Here is a 17528-nt window from a genome sequence, read left to right on the forward strand (position 1 = left end):
ACTCTGAGTAAAATAAGCCTCTTAGTTTATAACGCTTATGTGTACCATTAACTTAGCGCACCACAGGATTGACCCGACTTACTGCAGCAGAAAGGATTCCATCACATGACCAAGCCATTTTGTTTGACCATCCGCCGGATATGGCCGCAAGCACTTTCCCTTAAAAGCCTATCGCGTACGTTACTTGCGGCGTTCGGTTTATGCGCTGCGCTAATCATTTCAGCAGCACCTGCCTTTGCCGCGCCCGCAACCGGTGAGTTCGTTGCCGATAAACGCTGTGAGCTATTTCAATCGAAAAATAAGCAGACGAATCCAGATCAATGGCAGAGCAATATTGGTGAGCGCTATCCGGTACTCGAAATCCTCGGCAACAGCGCTAAACCTGATTGGCTGCGAGTGCGCACCAACGCAGTGAAGTCTCCCATGCGGTGGATCAGTGGCGCTTGTGGTCAGTATCTTTCCAATGTTGCAGGCAGTAATGTACCGACACCTGCAACAGCGGTAGAACCCGCGCAAACCACTACAGCATCGGATATCAAAGCCAAAAGCCGAGACGGCCTTAAAGAGCATGGCACACCAGAGAAACGCCAAGGGGATCAATGCCGAATCGGCGGTGAATTTGACGCCAACGTGCTGGCATTAAGCTGGCAAAGCACCTTTTGTGAACTCTATGGCCGCCGCAAAGCCGAATGCCGCGCACTCAGCCAAACGCCAGAATCGAGCCAGTGGCAACACTTCAGCCTGCACGGGCTGTGGCCGAATAAACAACAATGCGGCACACGTTATGGCTATTGCAGCACAGTCAAACTGCAGCCGAATGATTTCTGTTCTTATCCTGAGTTTGAACTGAATCCATCGGTGCGCAAAAATTTAGAAGAAGTCATGCCAAGCGCCCAATATGGCACCTGTTTAGAACGCCACGAATGGTGGAAACACGGCACTTGCCGTAGCCAAGACCCTAACGAGTACTTTTTATTGGCAACCCAGCTGACCCAAGCGGTCAATGCCTCGGCATGGGTACAAAAATTTATTCATGACAACATAGGTAAGACTGTCAGTAAAAGTGAGTTAAAACAAAGTTTTGACAGCAGTTTTGGTCAAGGTGCTCACGCTAAAATGAGCCTAGAATGTGGCAAGGGATTACTGAGTGAAATCCGCATTAATTTGCCCGAGGTCATTAAAGCCTCAGACTCCTTGCCTAGCCTACTCGCCAAGGCTAACAAGGCAGGCAGAGGCTCCTGCCCTGAGACAATCATGATTGATAATGCTAATTAAACAGATGGTTAGACACATAAAAACGGCGACTGAGTGTCGCTGTTTTTAATCTTAAATGTGACTCGTCCTAAATATGGCCTTACATCTGATTAAGCTTGATCACCGCAAAGGTGGCGCCTTGGGCGTCGGCTATTACAGAGAATCTGCCCACATCGGGGATATCACTGGGCGGAATGCACACTTGCGCGCCTAACGCTTGGGCTTTTTCTGCAAATGCATCGCAATCGGCTACTGCAAAATAAAGCAGCCAATGGGGAGAGATATCGCCCCATTCGGGCATGATGGTCATCATGCCGCCGATGGATTGACCATCAACTTGCCACTCAGAATATTCGATGTCCGGCATGTCGCTGGGCGAGTTAGTCCAAGGGAATATTTTGCAGTAAAAAGCTTCTTCAGTGCGTGGTTCTTTACATGCCAGCTCAACCCAGCAAAGGGTATTGAGTTCACCCTGACGGCGAGAACCGATATGATTCTTCGCTTGCCACAGCGCAAAACGTGCGCCTTGTGGATCGCTCACCTGCGCCATCACGCCCGCATCAGCAACAATATGCGGCCCCATGTGCACTTGGCCACCCGCCGCTTGAATCGCTGCAATGCTGGCATCCATATCATCAACGGCAAAGTAGACACGCCAATGGCTAGGGATCTGCGACTCTGACTCGGGGATTTGGTACATGGCACCTAAATCATCCCCCGCTAAATTGAATAGCGAAAAATGACCTTCTGGGATTGGCATGTCAACTGAATCCCAACCAAATAACGCTTGGTAGAATGTCTTAGCAGCTTGCCAATCGTGGCTTGCGAGTTCAACCCAACATGCATGTCCTTGTGCGTACTGAGTAATTTTCATCATTTGCTCCTTCGTTTTTACAATCATTCGAGTTAAGCCTGAGTTCGGGCTTCTGTCCAGTGTCGGGATAAAAAAGATCTGCAGGATTAAAACTCAATCGCTAAATACAAAAAAGCCCTCACGCAGAGGGCTTAAATCATCGAAACAAATTAGGAATATTGCGGCAGTAAATTTGCCATCGCGAGCAGATGACAAGCACCCGTGACTATGCCAAATAACACCACAAGAATAATCAGCGGCGTACCGCCTATCACTCTAAAACCTGTGCTGTCGGGGAATAACTGCCGTGATTTATAGGCCATCAGCGCCGGGACGATTACCGCCCACACTGTCGCCGCTAATGCCGCAAAGCCAATCGCCACTAAGAAGCCGTCGGGGAACAGTAATCCTAAAATCGTCGGCGGCACAAAGGTCACTAACGCGGTTTTCATCCGGCCCGAGCGCGAATCGTCAAAACCAAACAAGTCGGCGAGATAATCAAACAGACCTAAGGTCACCCCTAAGAAAGATGAAGCCACGGCCAAGTTAGCAAACAGGGTCAACATACTGTTCAACCAGCTACTCGCCATCACCTCAGACAAAGCGCCCACCAAGACCCCCATATTGCCGCCTTGGGCAATAATATCGATAAACTGGCTGCGGGGAATATTGCCCATAGTCGCCACTAACCAACAGGCATAAATCACCAGCGCGATAAAGGTGCCGACGAAAATCGCCTTGATAATGGTGGTGGAATCTTTGCCGTAATACTTCACTAAGCTGGGAACGTTACCATGGTAGCCAAAGCTGGCAAGACCAAAGGGTAGCGCCGCCCACAGATAAGGTGAAAAGCTGCTATTACCATCGGGTTCGAGCAACTTAGTCACATCGATTTCGATCAGTAAATTGCCGATTGCAAGGAAGAAGGTAATGATCATACCGCCGAGCATAATCGTGGTAATGCGATCCACGGCCTTAGTGCTGATCAATACGATACTAGCCAACACTATGGCAAACACCAGCCCAGCAACACTTTGCGGTAACTCAATTCCCATGCCCTGCAAGCTGTGATTCACAATCGAGCCACCACCGCTGATATAGGCATAAGTCAAAATATACAGCACGAAAGCGATAGAAACGCCGTTCACTATCCGCCAAAACTGCCCTAAGGTTTGCTTGCTTAAAGTATCGAAGCTAGCACCCGGTTCGAAATGCAAATTGGTTTCGAGCAGCAATAAGCCCGACATCAACATGCAAAACCAAATGCCCAATAACATTAAAATCGAATAGCCAAACCACATACCTGCACCGACCACGGGCAGAGAAAACATCCCAGCACCTACGGTCGTGCCAGCAATAATCATGGCGCCGCCGAGCAAGGACTTATCTGCGGGCTTATGCTTAGCCGCATTCATATGATTTGCCATTAAACTGTATGCTCCGCGGTGACACTCGCCACTATCGTTTGTTTCACTGACGGACGTAATAAGCTATTGGCTTGATCTCGTATGCGATTGATATTGGACTTATCTTGGTTATCCGCCAGATATCCCAATTCTTTGAGCTTAACGCTCAAGGTGCCGTAAAGTTTCTTATCGTAGAACTCAGGCGCGGTAATGCCATGCAAAGCGCCTAAACGCTGGGCGAGTAGATGACTCTCAGACTCAAGTTCTGAGCGCTCCATCTTAGGCCTGTTCGCTAACAGATTGAAAATAATGGCATAGCGTTGCAGAGTCTCGCTTACTGAACTGGCTAACAATAATAGTTGGCTAGTGTGCTCAGGCACGACGGTTAAGGTATCAGTCTCAACCACTAACCCTTGTTCAATGAAGAAATCCAGCACTTGATTGACATAGGCAGGTACATCCTTAATGCCCATGAAGAGTTCGGCTTTCAGCAGTGGATAAAAATCGGCAACGATTGACACCACTTGCTGACGCGGGATCTGCTCATTATGCGTTAAACAACTCGCAATTAATGACGGTACAATAAATAAGTGGATGATATTGTTACGATAGTAAGTCATGGACACAGCCTGACTCGCCTCGATAGACACGATTTCACCTAAAGGATCGGCACAAACAACAAACTTGTTCAGCTCTAAACCTTGCTGCACTAAATGCTTACCATCACCTTCGGCAACCGAAGTATAAGTAGTGTAAGGCACTTTTTTGAGTAGGGTCAGATACAGATCAAGCTGACGCTCCAACAGACTGCGTTCTAAGGCATTTTGATCTGTCGCCAGCAACACTAAACTCGTCAAGGTCACCGAACTCGCCGCTGCAGCATCGTTAATATTTGTCATCACTCGATTCGCCAGCACGTTTACCGCTGGCGTTAACCAGCTTGGTTTTTGCTCAGGATCATCGGCCAACTCAGTACGCCAGTTTGGCGCGCGCTCATTTAAGAAGTTTTGCAGGGTAATCGGCTCGCCAAAGTTCACATAACCTTGGCCGAAATTACCAAGTTTGCGAATCGCACCAAACACCTGCCACACAGATTCTTTTTTCTTTTTCTTACCACTTAACTCTTTATGGTACGTCGCCACTTCCATCACATGGTCATAGCCTAAATACACAGGCACCAATGTTACCGGACGCTCGATACCGCGCAGCACACTGTTCATCGTCATAGCAATCATGCCGGTTTTTGGCGCCAATAGACGACCGGTACGTGAGCGGCCGCCTTCGGAGAAGTATTCCACCGAATAACCTTTAGCAAACAGTTGGTCTAAATATTCACGGAATACTGCGGTGTACAGTTTATTGCCATTAAAACTACGGCGGATAAAGAAGGCACCACCGCGACGGAACATAGGTCCAGCGGGCCAGAAATTGAGGTTAATACCAGCAGCAATGTGCGGCGGAACCATGCCTTGATAATACAAAATATACGATAACAGCAGGTAATCCATGTGGCTGCGATGGCAAGGCACATAGACAATCTCGTGGCCATCATGGTGCAACTGGCGAACTTGCTCGGCGCCTTTGATGTTGATCCCGCTGTAAAGCTTGTTCCACAACCAAGTTAGGAAACGCTCGGCAATACGCACTAAACTATCTGAGTAATCTGCTGCGATTTCATCAAGGTACTCAATAGCCGTCTCGCGCGCTTGGGTCTCAGAAATCTTTTTGTTGGCCGCTTCTTCTTGAATCGCTTTACGCAACGACTCGGATTTGAGCAGCGAATGAAACAGTGCTTGGCGATTTGGCAACACAGGTCCAGTCATCACCTTACGTTGACGACGGAAATGCACCCGCGCGACCCGCGCTAACTTATGGGCGATCCCCATGTCAGTGCCGTGTTCGTCGGCCATGTATCGCAGAGATACGGCATTTGAAAACTGTACGAAGTTATGTCGACCTAAGAACAAAATCATCAAGCACTTGCGCAGCCAAGTCGGGTTTTCCCGCTCAAACACAGCCGCCTTCATAGTGTCATCTTCTTTTCCTGGCGTGCGGCCCCAATACAGGCTCACGGGCACCAGTTGAATGTCTAATTCAGGGCGTTCCTTATGCACGGCCAATAAACGCATAAAGCATTCGAGGAAAGGCTCGTTACCGGCACGCTCACCAAACAGCGGCTTACGCCCTTGAAGGCAGACAACCCGAGGCGCAATCACACCATTTGCCACTAAAGGCTCATAGGGGCTCGGCAGTCCTAACTTAGCCGTAATTTCGCTCAGGGCAGCGATGTCACTCAGCGATTCCGTTTTCATCACATAAGCAAGGGGTCTGGAGGCATCCAGATTCAGATCGGCAAAGGGATCCTGAGGCACAACAATAGTGTGCACTAAGTGTTTTTGGATCCAGCGTAATGATTTCAACCAAAGAGAGTCGTGTTTAGGCATTATTCTTATGCAATTAAGTACGTTTACTAGCCCGGTAGAATACCAGACTATGGGTAATATTCGCTAATTCTCTCCAACATAGCTAAAAAGTGGTTAATACTTGCGCTGCAAATAATACTGTATATACTAACAGTGACTGTATAGAAAAACAGGAAACACCATGAGACCTTTGACGCCACGCCAAGCTGAAATTTTAGAGCTAATTAAACGAAATATTGCCGATACTGGCATGCCACCCACTCGGGCAGAAATCGCGACCCGTTTAGGTTTTAAGAGCGCCAATGCGGCTGAAGAGCATCTTAAAGCGTTGGCGAAAAAGGGCTGCATTGAGATCATGCCAGGCACATCGCGGGGCATTCGTCTGACTGCGGAAGTCGAAGAAGTAACTGAAACAGGTTTACCGCTTATCGGTCAAGTAGCCGCTGGCGAACCTATTCTCGCCCAAGAACATGTTGAACAGTACTACCAAGTCGACCCAAGCATGTTCCATCCCGCCGCCGATTTTTTACTGCGGGTTAAAGGCGACAGCATGAAGAATATCGGCATTCTCGAAGGAGATTTGCTGGCAGTTCATAAAATACAACAAGCTAGAAATGGTCAAGTGGTTGTCGCTAGAGTCGACGACGATGTCACTGTTAAACGTTTCGAAAAAAAAGGTAATGTGGTCTATCTACACGCCGAAAATGAAGACTATTCCCCGATTAAAGTGGATTTAGGCTATCAAAGTTTAACAATTGAAGGACTCGCCGTCGGTGTGATCCGTAATGGAGATTGGCTATGAACAAACTACTTGGCAATGCACCCCGCCATCCGGGCTTGTGGCTCGATGAAGTCCGTGATGCTGACTATGACTGGCACCATGCACCTATCGCCTGCATGCCAACGAAGACTCAAGGTCGCCAAGAATTAATTCATCTGAGCGCGCAACTCGCCCAGTTAAGCCAACAGGGCCGTTGGTTAGTGCTCATCAACCCACCGAGTATTGGCTACAAACAAATGCTCGCCAACGCTGGCGTGCGTATGGATAGAGTCTTGCTGGTGCACGCTAAAGATGAAGTCGAAACCCTGTGGGCGATGGAAAAAGCCTTAACAAGTGGTACGTCCAGTGCGGTTATTACTTGGACCCAATCATTGGATGCACGCGATAATCGTCGCCTACAAATTGTCGCTAAAAGTGCCCGCGCCATGGGCATAGTGCTAGAAGACGTAAACAGTCACTTACATGGCGACGTACGCATTGAGCAAGGTAGCCTCTTCGGCCAACAATCTTTTTTTAGCGCTGTGCATTAAATATTCATTTAATTTTTTACCTTGAAAGCCGCCTCGCCTATGAATGTGAGGCTTTTTTTTGGCAATTTTTCAGACAATTAGATAAATAAGTGATCTTGATCAATATTTAAACAGCAAGTATGGTTGGTTTAGTCGGCGATGATATATCGCCGCCCGTGGCAAATAAATCGAGCCGTTATCGCGTTCAAAATGCCACTAAAAATAGAGAACAGATTTATTTCAGTCGTATGTGCCAGCGTGGCTAATACCAGCAGTAATAATACTTAATTAAAAGTAACAGCCGCCAACGCACGTTGAAGTCAAAAAAGCTTTTTTGGGAACTGAAGAGTTTGCATAGAGTTGAGACTTACTGTGTTGCTCTTCTTTGTAGTTGCTATTCGCAATTGGCAGAGGAGAAGTCTTGTGAAGCAATTGTTGTATTGTTTACTCGTGGTGTTATTCGCACCACCGTTGGCCGCCGCGGACATGCGGTTCAACATGACCCCTGGCGTAACCGAGATCAGTGGCAAGGTTTATCACTTGCACATGACCATCTTGTATATCTGCTGCGCCATTGGCCTTGTGGTCTTTGGCGTGATGATTTACGCCATGATCAACCACAGAAAATCCAAAGGCGCTGTCGCGTCCCACTTTCACGAAAGCACTAAAGTTGAAATCGCTTGGACGATTCTGCCATTTATCATTTTGATCTTAATGGCGATTCCTGCGACAAAAACCTTAATTGCGATGGAAGATCCCAGCGACGCCGATCTGACCGTTAAAGTCACGGGTTCCCAATGGAAATGGCATTACAGCTATTTCGATCAAGACATTGATTTTTACAGCATACTCGCAACCCCTAGAGCCCAAATCGACGGTACCGAAACCAAGGGTGAACACTACCTATTGGAAGTCGATAAGCCGCTCGTACTGCCGATAAATCGCAAAATCCGCTTTTTGATGACCTCTGAAGATGTCATCCATTCATGGTGGGTACCTGCTTTTGCCGTGAAGAAAGATGCCAACCCAGGATTTATCAATGAGGCTTGGACTCGCATCGACAAACCCGGTATTTACCGTGGTCAATGCGCCGAACTTTGCGGTAAAGACCATGGTTTTATGCCGATCGTAGTGCAAGCCATACCCGAAGCCGAGTTTGAAGCTTGGGTGACGGAGCAGAAACAAGCCGCAGGCGCGGCGGCAGAAGCCGCTCAAGCCGCTTTATCACAGACCCTTAGCAAAGAGGATCTGATGACTCAAGGTGAGCAAGTTTACCTCGGGCACTGCGCAGCCTGCCACCAGCCCAATGGCGGGGGTTTACAAGGCGTATTCCCACACCTCAAAGGCAGTCCGATAGCAACAGGACCGCTCAGCGGCCACCTTGAAATCGTACTCAACGGTAAAACAGGTACGGCTATGCAAGCCTTTGGCAAGCAATTGAGCGCACAAGAAATTGCCGCTGTGATTACCTATGAGCGTAATGCTTGGGGCAATAATACTGGCGATGCTGTGCAGGCCAAAGATGTCAATGAGCACATAAACGGCAGTGCTGGCACACAGGCACCTGCTACCACACCAGCAAACACGGCCCCAACTCCCGCATCTACAACTGAGCCCGCAGCAGTTGTCGACTCCGCAACCATAGTCGATCCGGCGAGTCTCCCCACGCTCACCCATGAGGCACTGATGGCCGAAGGTGAAACTGTCTACACCACCACTTGTGCGGCCTGCCATCAGTTAACGGGAGCTGGCATACCACCTGCCTTCCCCGCCCTCGCTGGCAGTGCTATCGCCACTGGGCCCGTCGCCAATCATCTCGATATTGTGATGCACGGCAAAACGGGCACGGCTATGCAGGCATTTGGCAAACAACTCAGCCCACAGCAACTCGCAGCAGTCATTACCTATGAGCGCAATGCTTGGGGCAACAATACCGGCGATACAGTGCAACCTGCTGATATCGCAAGCCATGGACAGTAGGGGATTATGATGAGCACAACGACTCAAGATCAAACCGCAGCCCATGATGACCATCATCATGGTGCGCCAAAGGGCATCATGCGCTGGGTGCTAACCACCAACCATAAAGACATTGGTACTTTGTATTTATGGTTCAGCTTCATTATGTTTTTAACCGGTGGTGCTATGGCCATGGTGATCCGCGCTGAACTCTTTCAGCCAGGATTACAATTGGTCGAGCCCAACTTCTTTAACCAAATGACTACAGTCCATGGGCTGATCATGGTATTCGGCGCAGTAATGCCCGCCTTTACTGGGCTTGCAAACTGGCTGATCCCTATGATGATTGGTGCGCCCGATATGGCGCTGCCACGGATGAATAATTGGAGTTTTTGGATCTTACCCTTCGCCTTTACCATCCTACTCAGCTCGCTGTTTATGGAAGGCGGCGGACCTAACTTTGGTTGGACCTTCTACGCGCCACTGTCTACCACTTATAGTCCTGACAGCACGGCACTCTTCGTGTTCTCTATTCATATCATGGGGATAAGTTCGATCATGGGTGCAATCAATGTGATTGTAACCATAGTGAATTTACGTGCGCCCGGCATGACATGGATGAAGCTGCCGCTGTTTGTGTGGACTTGGCTTATCACAGCATTCCTGCTGATCGCTGTGATGCCAGTACTCGCGGGCGCTGTGACTATGGTACTGACCGATAAGTTTTTCGGCACTAGCTTCTTCGAAGCGGCTGGCGGTGGCGATCCTGTGATGTTCCAGCATATTTTCTGGTTCTTCGGCCACCCTGAGGTCTACATCATGATTTTGCCGTCCTTTGGCATCATCTCCGCCATAGTACCCGCCTTCAGCCGCAAACCATTATTTGGCTATGCATCAATGGTTTATGCCACGGCCAGTATTGCAATTCTGTCGTTCCTCGTGTGGGCGCACCACATGTTCACTACAGGTATGCCAGTGTTTGCCGAGCTGTTCTTCATGTATTGCACTATGTTGATTGCGGTGCCAACGGGGGTGAAAGTGTTTAACTGGGTCGCGACTATGTGGCGCGGTTCACTCAGCTTCGAAACCCCTATGTTGTTCGCCGTGGCCTTTATCATACTCTTCACCATTGGCGGGTTTTCGGGGTTAATGCTCGCCATTACGCCAGCCGACTTCCAATACCACGACACCTATTTTGTGGTGGCGCATTTCCATTATGTGCTCGTGACTGGGGCGATTTTCTCCATCATGGCGGCGGCCTATTACTGGCTACCTAAGTGGACGGGGCACATGTACAACGAGCGACTGGGGCAATGGCATTTCTGGTGTTCGGTGATTTCGGTCAATGTGCTGTTTTTCCCGATGCATTTCCTTGGGCTCGCGGGTATGCCAAGGCGTATCCCCGATTACTCGATTCAATTTGCCGATGTTAATCAAATCGTTTCGATTGGTGGCTTCGCCTTCGGCTTATCACAATTGATTTTCTTAGTGTTAGTGATCAAGTGCATCCGTGGCGGCGAGAAAGCCCCCGCTAAACCTTGGGAAGGTTCCGAGGGTTTAGAGTGGACATTGCCAAGCCCAGCGCCTTATCACTCCTTCACGACACCACCTGAGGTGAAATGAAATGAAGAACCATCACCAGCCAGAAAAACCTAAGTCAAATCGAAAGCTTATCAGCATGCTCGTCATGGGTTGTATCGGTATGTTTGGTTTTGGGTTCGCGCTGGTGCCGCTATACGATGTGCTGTGTGAGAAGCTAGGGATTAACGGTAAAACCTCCAATACTGCCAGTAGTTATCAAGCGATAACCATAGATACTAGTCGTATTGTCACCGTAGAATTTATCTCCCAAGTGCAAACGGGTATGCCGTGGAAATTTGAGCCGCAAACCAAGCGGCTCGAAGTTCACCCCGGCGAACTGATACACACAGCATTTTTGGCACGCAATGTGTCAGACAGAGCCACGGTCGGTCAGGCGATACCTTCAATATCACCCGGCCAAGGCGCAGCATATTTTAATAAAACGGAATGTTTTTGCTTTAACCAACAGCACTTAGCGGCTTCGACCAGCGCTGAGTTGCCGCTCATTTTCTTTGTGGATCCTCAGTTACCTGAATCCATCCACACTCTGACCCTCTCTTACACCCTCTACGACATTACCGACAAGCAGTTAGCGTCTGCCATAGAGCAAGGAGCTGCAAAATGACCACAAAACATGAAAATTACTATGTTCCCGCCCAAAGTGCTTGGCCCATCATTGGCGCTATAGGATTGTTTCTAATCGCCTTGGGTGCAGGGCACTTTGTCCATCAACTAAAATCAGGCGCATCGGGTGGCGGTTATATCCTGCTAGCGGGTATCGCCGTGATCCTCTTTATGCTGGTTGGCTGGTTTAGAACCGTGATCAACGAATCTATGACTGGGCTTTATTCGCACCAAATGGATAGATCCTTTCGCCAAGGTATGAGCTGGTTTATTTTTTCAGAAGTGATGTTCTTCGGCGCATTTTTTGGTGCGTTATTTTATGCCCGTATGGTCGCAGTGCCTTGGCTCGGTGGCGCCTCCAATAATGCCATGACCCACGAAGTACTCTGGCCACAATTCGAAGCCGTTTGGCCGTTGCTCACTACGCCAGATGGCACCAAAACCGAAGCGATGCCGTGGAATGGCCTGCCGTTAATCAACACTATCGTGCTGCTGACCTCCTCAGTCACCTTACATTTTGCCCATGTCAGCCTAGAGAAAGGCAAGCGCTCGGCCATCACACTGTGGCTCGGGATCACCATACTTTTTGGTATGGGTTTCCTTGCCTTGCAGGCCGAAGAATATATGCATGCCTACCATGAAATGGGGCTCACCCTGACCTCAGGGGTTTATGGCAATACCTTCTTCCTCTTAACTGGCTTTCACGGCATGCATGTCTCGCTCGGCACTCTGTTTTTATTAGTGTTGTTTTTCAGAGTGTTGAAGGGGCACTTTAGCGCAGATAAGCATTTTGCTTTCCAAGCTGGGAGTTGGTATTGGCACTTTGTCGATGTGGTCTGGCTGTGTTTGTTTATTTTCGTCTACGTACTTTAAGGCTTTAGTAAGGCGTGGGATTGGGGCTAATTAACCCAGTCCCTAAGGCCACCAGCAGCAACAGAATAACGAGTACCGAGAAAATCACCCGGCGACCAAGATAACGGCTCATAGGCACTTTGTCGTCACCTTTAACCATAATAAACAAGGCCCTACCTAGATTAAAAATGATGAACAGCAACAGCAGAACTAAGACCAATTTAAAAATGAATAGGGTATTCATGCAATATCCTTATGTTCTGCTGAATAAATTAACGGTTTTTTTACTGATATTGACTGTGGCTGTATTCGTGATGTTGGTCAAGTTAGGTCAATGGCAATTAGCCCGCGGCGAAGAAAAAACCATGCTGTTAGCCCAAATGGAGGCAAGACAATCCTTGCTGCCATTAAGTTTTGAGCAGCTCCAACTCAAAATCGATAAGGAAGGCGTAACAGGTTATCGACTGCATGTGCACGCCATACCCGCGAGCTCGCAAATATGGCTACTGGATAATCAAATCTATCAGGGCCAAGTGGGCTATTTAGCCTTTCAGCCCCTGCAAGTGGCAGCGGGTCAACCTTGGGTACTTGTCGAATTAGGTTTTGTCGCAGCCAGTTCCCACCGTGATGAGTTGCCCCACATCAGCCCACTTAGCGGTGAATTGAATATCGAAGGTCGGCTTTATCAAAAGCAAATCAATCCTTTGAGTCAGGCTTTAATGGCAGAAACAGGGACAAGTGTTCGCTTTCAGAATTTGAATATACCGGAAATGGCGCAGATGTTAGGCCATCCCTTGCTCGATGCAGTGCTGCAACCGGATAAGCTACCCGCCCTCGCCTTGCCACATCCTTGGCAGCCCTTCCCACTGTCGGCGCAAAAACATTGGGGTTATGCGCTGCAGTGGTTTTCGATGGCAGCCGTGTTTGCTGGGCTCATGCTGTGGCAAGGGATTAAGTATGTAAAACGCCATAGTGCCGAAACAATCGCAAACTCAAGGAGCGAATAGGGAAATTCGTACCATACTTAGCAAGACACAAATAAAAACTAAATAAATATAAAACAATAAATTAGGGATAATTTGAATGAGAGGAGCAAGCATGAACTCCCAGAATAAATCTAAACACAAAGCATTGGGCTTGTTGTTGCTGGCGTTTATCGCGCCCGTGGTGATAGCCAAGCTAGTGCTGAGCCTGAATTTATACCACGGCGGCGCCACTAATCATGGCGAGCTGATCAATCCTGAGACCAGTTATACCAGCCTTGGGGTTGAAAATCCCAATCCCAAAGAATGGCAACTGCTGTATTTACTGCCCGCCCAATGCGACGATGCTTGCCGCGAACGCCTGTATATTTTACGCCAAAGCCACACTGCTTTAGGGCCAGATCAGGCACGAGTCGAACCGCTGATCCTCACCCATCCCGACAGCGATCTCAATGCTTTAAGCGCCTTTCAGTTTAACACTCGTCCCGCTAATGCTGACTTAAGCCATTGGCTAGATGAACAGCAGCTGATCATAGTCGATCCCTTAGGTAGCTTAGTGCTGCGCTATCCCCAAGTGCAGGGCAGAGAAGCCCATTTAGCTCAAGGCAAGGCCTTGGTTGCGGATCTGCGTAAGTTGTTAAAACTGTCGAGGGTAGATTGATGCAGCTAACTTGGGTCCTACGCTTAACCTTAGTCTTTACCTTGTTGGTGATCTTAATGGGCGCTTACACTCGCCTATCGGATGCGGGGCTAGGCTGTCCCGATTGGCCGGGTTGCTACGGCCATATCAAGGTGCCCACCCAAGACCATGAAATCGCCCATGCACAAACCATCTTCCCCGATCATGATATCCACCCAGAAAAAGCTTGGCTGGAGATGATCCACAGATATATCGCCGGCGGACTTGGCTTACTGGTGTTATTCATCTTAGTGCTGTGTTTGAAAACGCCGGAAGCACCGAAAAAATTGCCGCTCATCATAGTGCTATTGATCCTCTTTCAAGCGGCACTCGGCATGTGGACAGTGACGATGAAACTCATGCCTATAGTGGTGATGTCGCATCTTATTGGTGGCTTCAGCCTGATTTCACTATTGTTACTCCTCTATCTGCGAACCCGACCACGGCGGATCTTTAATAGCGAAACCTATGCCCGCAATCTGGCACAGCTGGCACTGGTGAGCCTATTCGTTCTTGTAGGACAGATTATGTTGGGCGCTTGGACATCATCTAATTATGCGGCGCTCGCCTGCACCGCTTTACCCATTTGCGAAGGCAACTGGGTGGATAATTTGGCAATAGCGGAAGCTTTTTCGCCATTCCAAGGCCAACACCACAGTTTCGAATTTGGAGTGCTCGATTACCCAGCACGTATGACTATCCACATCGCCCACCGAATTGGCGCTATCGTTACCGCGAGTTTATTACTCGTGCTCGCCTATCGATTATTTGTTGGCGCTGCTGGGATGAGGGCCTTAAGTCTCTTATTGGTAGGGTTAGTGATCCTGCAAGTGAGCTTAGGTATTTCTAACGTAGTGATGCATTTACCACTCGGCATTGCCGTGTCTCACAACGGCGGGGCGGCATTACTGCTGCTGACCTTAGTCGCAATCAACTATTTTTTATGGCGCAAAGCATAAGCGAGGGATCAAAGATGGCAAAACCACTCTCAATCACCAGTAGCCTACCCACTTTCAGCGTGACATGGCGCGCCTATTTTGAAATGACCAAACCTAAAGTGGTCGCACTTATGCTGCTCACTGTCTTAGTCGGCATGTGTTTGGCCGTACCCCATGCGGTGCCCGTTCAACCTTTACTCGCTGGTATGCTGGGCATTGCCATGATGGCGGGCTCGGCGGCGGCGTTGAATCATCTGATCGATCGCCGTATCGATGGCTTAATGGCGCGCACCTACAATCGCCCACTACCCAAAGGGCGTATTTCGGCAACCCGCGCGTTAATTTTCGCTGCCAGCTTAGGTAGCCTTGGCTTTATCGTCTTATATTCCTTGGTGAATCCACTCACGGCTTGGCTGACCTTTGCCAGCTTGATTGGTTATGCCTTGGTTTATACTGCCTATTTGAAACGCGCGACATCACAAAACATTGTGATCGGCGGCCTTGCGGGAGCCATGCCACCCTTGCTGGGATGGACGGCAGTGACGAACGAATTTCACGGCCATGCACTGTTGTTAGTGATCATCATCTTTACGTGGACGCCGCCACATTTTTGGGCTCTGGCCATTCACAGACGCGCCGAATATGCCAAAGTGGATATTCCCATGCTGCCCGTTACCCACGGTGTCGAGTTTACTAAAACCTGTATTCTGCTTTACACAGTATTGCTGGCAATTGCTTGCCTATTACCTGTGCTGGTTGGCATGTGTGGGCCCGTGTATTTCGTCTGCTCTAGTTTGCTCAGCACCGGATTTATCTATAAAGCATGGCAACTTAAATATCGGGATCATGATGGCTTGGCGATGCAAGTGTTCCGCTTCTCTATCTATCATTTGATGTTGTTATTCATGGCATTACTGCTCGACCACTATTTGTGGAACTAGTGTATGCAACTCGTTTGTCGCGCTAACCTGTCGTTATGGAGCCAATAATGCAGAAAAGAATTTTAGTCATCGCCATATTATTGATCGGCCTTGGCGGCCTATTTGCGGTGAAATTTAATCCCCCGAAACCTATCGAGCTAGAGAGCGGCTTTCTATTTCCGCAGGCCTATGAATTAGCGCCCTTTGAATTGGTTGATCAACATAAGCAGGCTTTTACCAACGCCAGTTTGCAGGGGAAATGGAGCTTATTCTTTATCGGTTTTACCTTTTGCCCCGACGTTTGCCCGACGACCTTAAATAAACTCGCGGCAGCTTATCCCGATCTAAACAAAATTGCGCCATTGCAGGTGGTGTTTTTATCCGTCGACCCCAAACGGGACACACCGGATAAACTCCTGACTTATGTTAATTTTTTCAATCCAGAATTTAAAGCGGTCACGGGCGAGCAGACACAAATCTTCCCGCTCACCCGCAGCTTAGGACTGACCTATGCCATGGTCGGTGAAGGGGAAAACTACCAAGTCGACCATAGTGCGGGTTATGTGTTGGTGTCGCCGCAGGGAACGCGAGTCGCAGTGTTTAAGCCTACGGCAGCGTTAGGCAAACCGCCGCAGGTGTTAAATGATGAAATGATTAGCGATTTTAGAAAAATAGTGGCGCAATACAAACCTAGCCGTTGATCACTCTTTGACCCAAGAGCCATCGTCCTTTGGCCTCACCCAAGGCTGAGAAAACCAATAGTAGCCATTGCGCGCCTTACTCGGCGCAGTGCAGTTGTAACGCGAACGACCCGCAGGTAAGGCTAAATCCGCTTGAACACTAAACTCGTTCTCACTCAACCAAGTCGGCTGTTTTGAACCTTGGCCTTGGATATAACACATCACTTGCTTAGCCGAGATATCGCTCATATCTAGGGTGACTTTAAGCTCTGGGCGCCAATGGCCGCCCTTTAACTCAGGATCACTAGGACTCTGCGCAATCACAGGCATATTTAAACTGTATAGCTTGGCCTTAAGGCTTTTTAAATCAGCATATTGTCCTGCAACAGGGAAACGCGGCAGCGCCGTTAATGGCGAATAGGGCCCAGCGGCACCCGATTGTTGCCCCAAGGCGACAAAGCCGTTCTCAGTTAACATATCCTGCAAGGCTTGATTGTACTCACCGTAGGGATAAGCCAGCATTTTGAAATTGTGACCTGTGGCATCCAAAATGGCTTTTTCTGTGTCTAAAATATTGGCCTTTACCCGCGCTAGCCACTGCGCCTGTGATTCATTTTCTAAGGCGCGGATCAAATGTTCGTGCGCCCAACTGTGGTTAGCAATATCGGCGCCTTCCTTGGATAGCGTTATCAGCTCATCCCAAGTCATCATCTCGGTAAACTTTTGTTTAATCGGCTCAATTGCCACAAACAAGGTGTAGGGAAATCCAAATTCCTTTAGGATAGGATGCGCCGTAGTGGCTATGCTGCGATAACCATCGTCGAAGGTAATTGCGACTGTTTTCGCCGGTAAATCTTGTTTTTGCTTTATCGCTTCAACCACCTGAGAAAGCGGGATCACCTTAAAGCCATCATCGGCTAGAAACTGCATTTGCTCACGAAATTGCGCGGGCGTCACGCTTGTGGCCGCAGGAGTGGTTTCTGACACATGGTGATATTGCAGAATTACCACGGCATGGGCAGAAAACGTCATTAGCCCTATGAGTGCCAACAGCACACGTTTAACCATAATGTGAACACCTCTGAA

17 protein-coding genes are annotated in these 17528 nt (G+C 48.8%); 12 read left to right on the plus strand and 5 right to left on the minus strand.

The annotated features are described in order from the left end of the window. The first annotated feature begins 105 nt into the window (after nt 1–105). The gene (locus tag BM607_RS15970) at nt 106–1275 is read left to right on the plus strand and encodes a ribonuclease T2 (RefSeq protein ID WP_071940329.1); all 1170 of its coding nucleotides are present in this window, start codon (nt 106–108) and stop codon (nt 1273–1275) included. Nucleotides 1276–1354: 79 nt separating this feature from the next. Here the strand turns inward: BM607_RS15970 and BM607_RS15975 are convergent, their stop codons facing one another. From BM607_RS15975 to plsB, 3 genes are all read right to left on the minus strand, one after another. Continuing rightward, nucleotides 1355–2128, minus strand: a complete 774-nt coding sequence (locus BM607_RS15975) for a VOC family protein (RefSeq protein WP_071940328.1) — start codon at nt 2126–2128, stop codon at nt 1355–1357. Nucleotides 2129–2277: 149 nt separating this feature from the next. Beyond that, nucleotides 2278–3534 carry a tryptophan permease gene (gene mtr / locus BM607_RS15980; protein WP_071940327.1) on the minus strand — a complete coding sequence of 419 codons (1257 nt, stop codon included), beginning with the start codon at nt 3532–3534 and terminating at the stop codon, nt 2278–2280. Then, nucleotides 3534–5957: a glycerol-3-phosphate 1-O-acyltransferase PlsB gene (gene plsB, locus BM607_RS15985; RefSeq protein ID WP_006079610.1), complete on the minus strand. Its 2424-nt coding sequence runs from the start codon at nt 5955–5957 to the stop codon at nt 3534–3536. The genes mtr and plsB overlap by 1 nt, the downstream gene beginning before the upstream one ends. A 160-nt stretch (nt 5958–6117) precedes the next feature. Between plsB and lexA the strand changes: the two genes are divergently transcribed. From lexA to BM607_RS16015, 6 genes are all read left to right on the plus strand, one after another. Further along, nucleotides 6118–6738, plus strand: coding sequence for a transcriptional repressor LexA (lexA, locus tag BM607_RS15990; protein ID WP_071940326.1), 621 nt, complete (start codon nt 6118–6120; stop codon nt 6736–6738). Continuing rightward, nucleotides 6735–7247: a SulA-like leucine-rich domain-containing protein gene (locus BM607_RS15995; RefSeq protein WP_006079607.1), complete on the plus strand. Its 513-nt coding sequence runs from the start codon at nt 6735–6737 to the stop codon at nt 7245–7247. The genes lexA and BM607_RS15995 overlap by 4 nt, the downstream gene beginning before the upstream one ends. 402 nt (nt 7248–7649) lie before the next feature. Continuing rightward, nucleotides 7650–9206, plus strand: a complete 1557-nt coding sequence (gene coxB / locus BM607_RS16000) for a cytochrome c oxidase subunit II (RefSeq protein WP_071940325.1) — start codon at nt 7650–7652, stop codon at nt 9204–9206. A gap of 9 nt (nt 9207–9215) precedes the next feature. Then, nucleotides 9216–10808, plus strand: a complete 1593-nt coding sequence (ctaD, locus tag BM607_RS16005; RefSeq protein ID WP_006084616.1) for a cytochrome c oxidase subunit I — start codon at nt 9216–9218, stop codon at nt 10806–10808. A 1-nt stretch (nt 10809) separates the two neighbouring features. After that, the gene (locus tag BM607_RS16010; RefSeq protein ID WP_071940324.1) at nt 10810–11391 is read left to right on the plus strand and encodes a cytochrome c oxidase assembly protein; all 582 of its coding nucleotides are present in this window, start codon (nt 10810–10812) and stop codon (nt 11389–11391) included. Beyond that, the gene (locus tag BM607_RS16015) at nt 11388–12263 is read left to right on the plus strand and encodes a cytochrome c oxidase subunit 3 (protein ID WP_071940323.1); all 876 of its coding nucleotides are present in this window, start codon (nt 11388–11390) and stop codon (nt 12261–12263) included. Before BM607_RS16010 ends, BM607_RS16015 begins: the two co-directional genes overlap by 4 nt. Before the next feature lie 4 nt (nt 12264–12267). Here BM607_RS16015 and BM607_RS16020 read toward each other — a convergent pair whose 3' ends face one another. Beyond that, the gene (locus BM607_RS16020; RefSeq protein WP_006079600.1) at nt 12268–12486 is read right to left on the minus strand and encodes a DUF2909 family protein; all 219 of its coding nucleotides are present in this window, start codon (nt 12484–12486) and stop codon (nt 12268–12270) included. On the opposite strand from BM607_RS16020, the gene BM607_RS16025 reads away from it, so the two are divergent. The 5 genes from BM607_RS16025 to BM607_RS16045 all read left to right on the plus strand — a co-directional run bounded on the left by BM607_RS16025 (nt 12485) and on the right by BM607_RS16045 (nt 16463). Continuing rightward, nucleotides 12485–13249, plus strand: a complete 765-nt coding sequence (locus BM607_RS16025) for an SURF1 family protein (protein WP_071940322.1) — start codon at nt 12485–12487, stop codon at nt 13247–13249. The genes BM607_RS16020 and BM607_RS16025 overlap by 2 nt on opposite strands. A 91-nt stretch (nt 13250–13340) precedes the next feature. After that, entirely contained in the window at nt 13341–13886 is a 546-nt protein-coding gene (locus BM607_RS16030) for a hypothetical protein (RefSeq protein WP_071940321.1), read from the plus strand. Further along, nucleotides 13886–14863: a COX15/CtaA family protein gene (locus BM607_RS16035; RefSeq protein WP_071940320.1), complete on the plus strand. Its 978-nt coding sequence runs from the start codon at nt 13886–13888 to the stop codon at nt 14861–14863. Before BM607_RS16030 ends, BM607_RS16035 begins: the two co-directional genes overlap by 1 nt. 14 nt (nt 14864–14877) lie before the next feature. Then, the gene (gene cyoE, locus BM607_RS16040; RefSeq protein ID WP_006079596.1) at nt 14878–15783 is read left to right on the plus strand and encodes a heme o synthase; all 906 of its coding nucleotides are present in this window, start codon (nt 14878–14880) and stop codon (nt 15781–15783) included. 47 nt (nt 15784–15830) lie between these two features. Beyond that, complete coding sequence (locus BM607_RS16045; protein ID WP_012090557.1) at nt 15831–16463, plus strand: SCO family protein; 633 nt, start codon at nt 15831–15833, stop codon at nt 16461–16463. Here BM607_RS16045 and BM607_RS16050 read toward each other — a convergent pair whose 3' ends face one another. Continuing rightward, nucleotides 16464–17510, minus strand: coding sequence for a polysaccharide deacetylase family protein (locus BM607_RS16050; protein WP_071940319.1), 1047 nt, complete (start codon nt 17508–17510; stop codon nt 16464–16466). Between the last annotated feature and the right edge of the window lie 18 nt (nt 17511–17528).

This window comes from Shewanella sp. SACH (assembly GCF_001887095.2).
Taxonomy (GTDB): domain Bacteria; phylum Pseudomonadota; class Gammaproteobacteria; order Enterobacterales; family Shewanellaceae; genus Shewanella; species Shewanella baltica.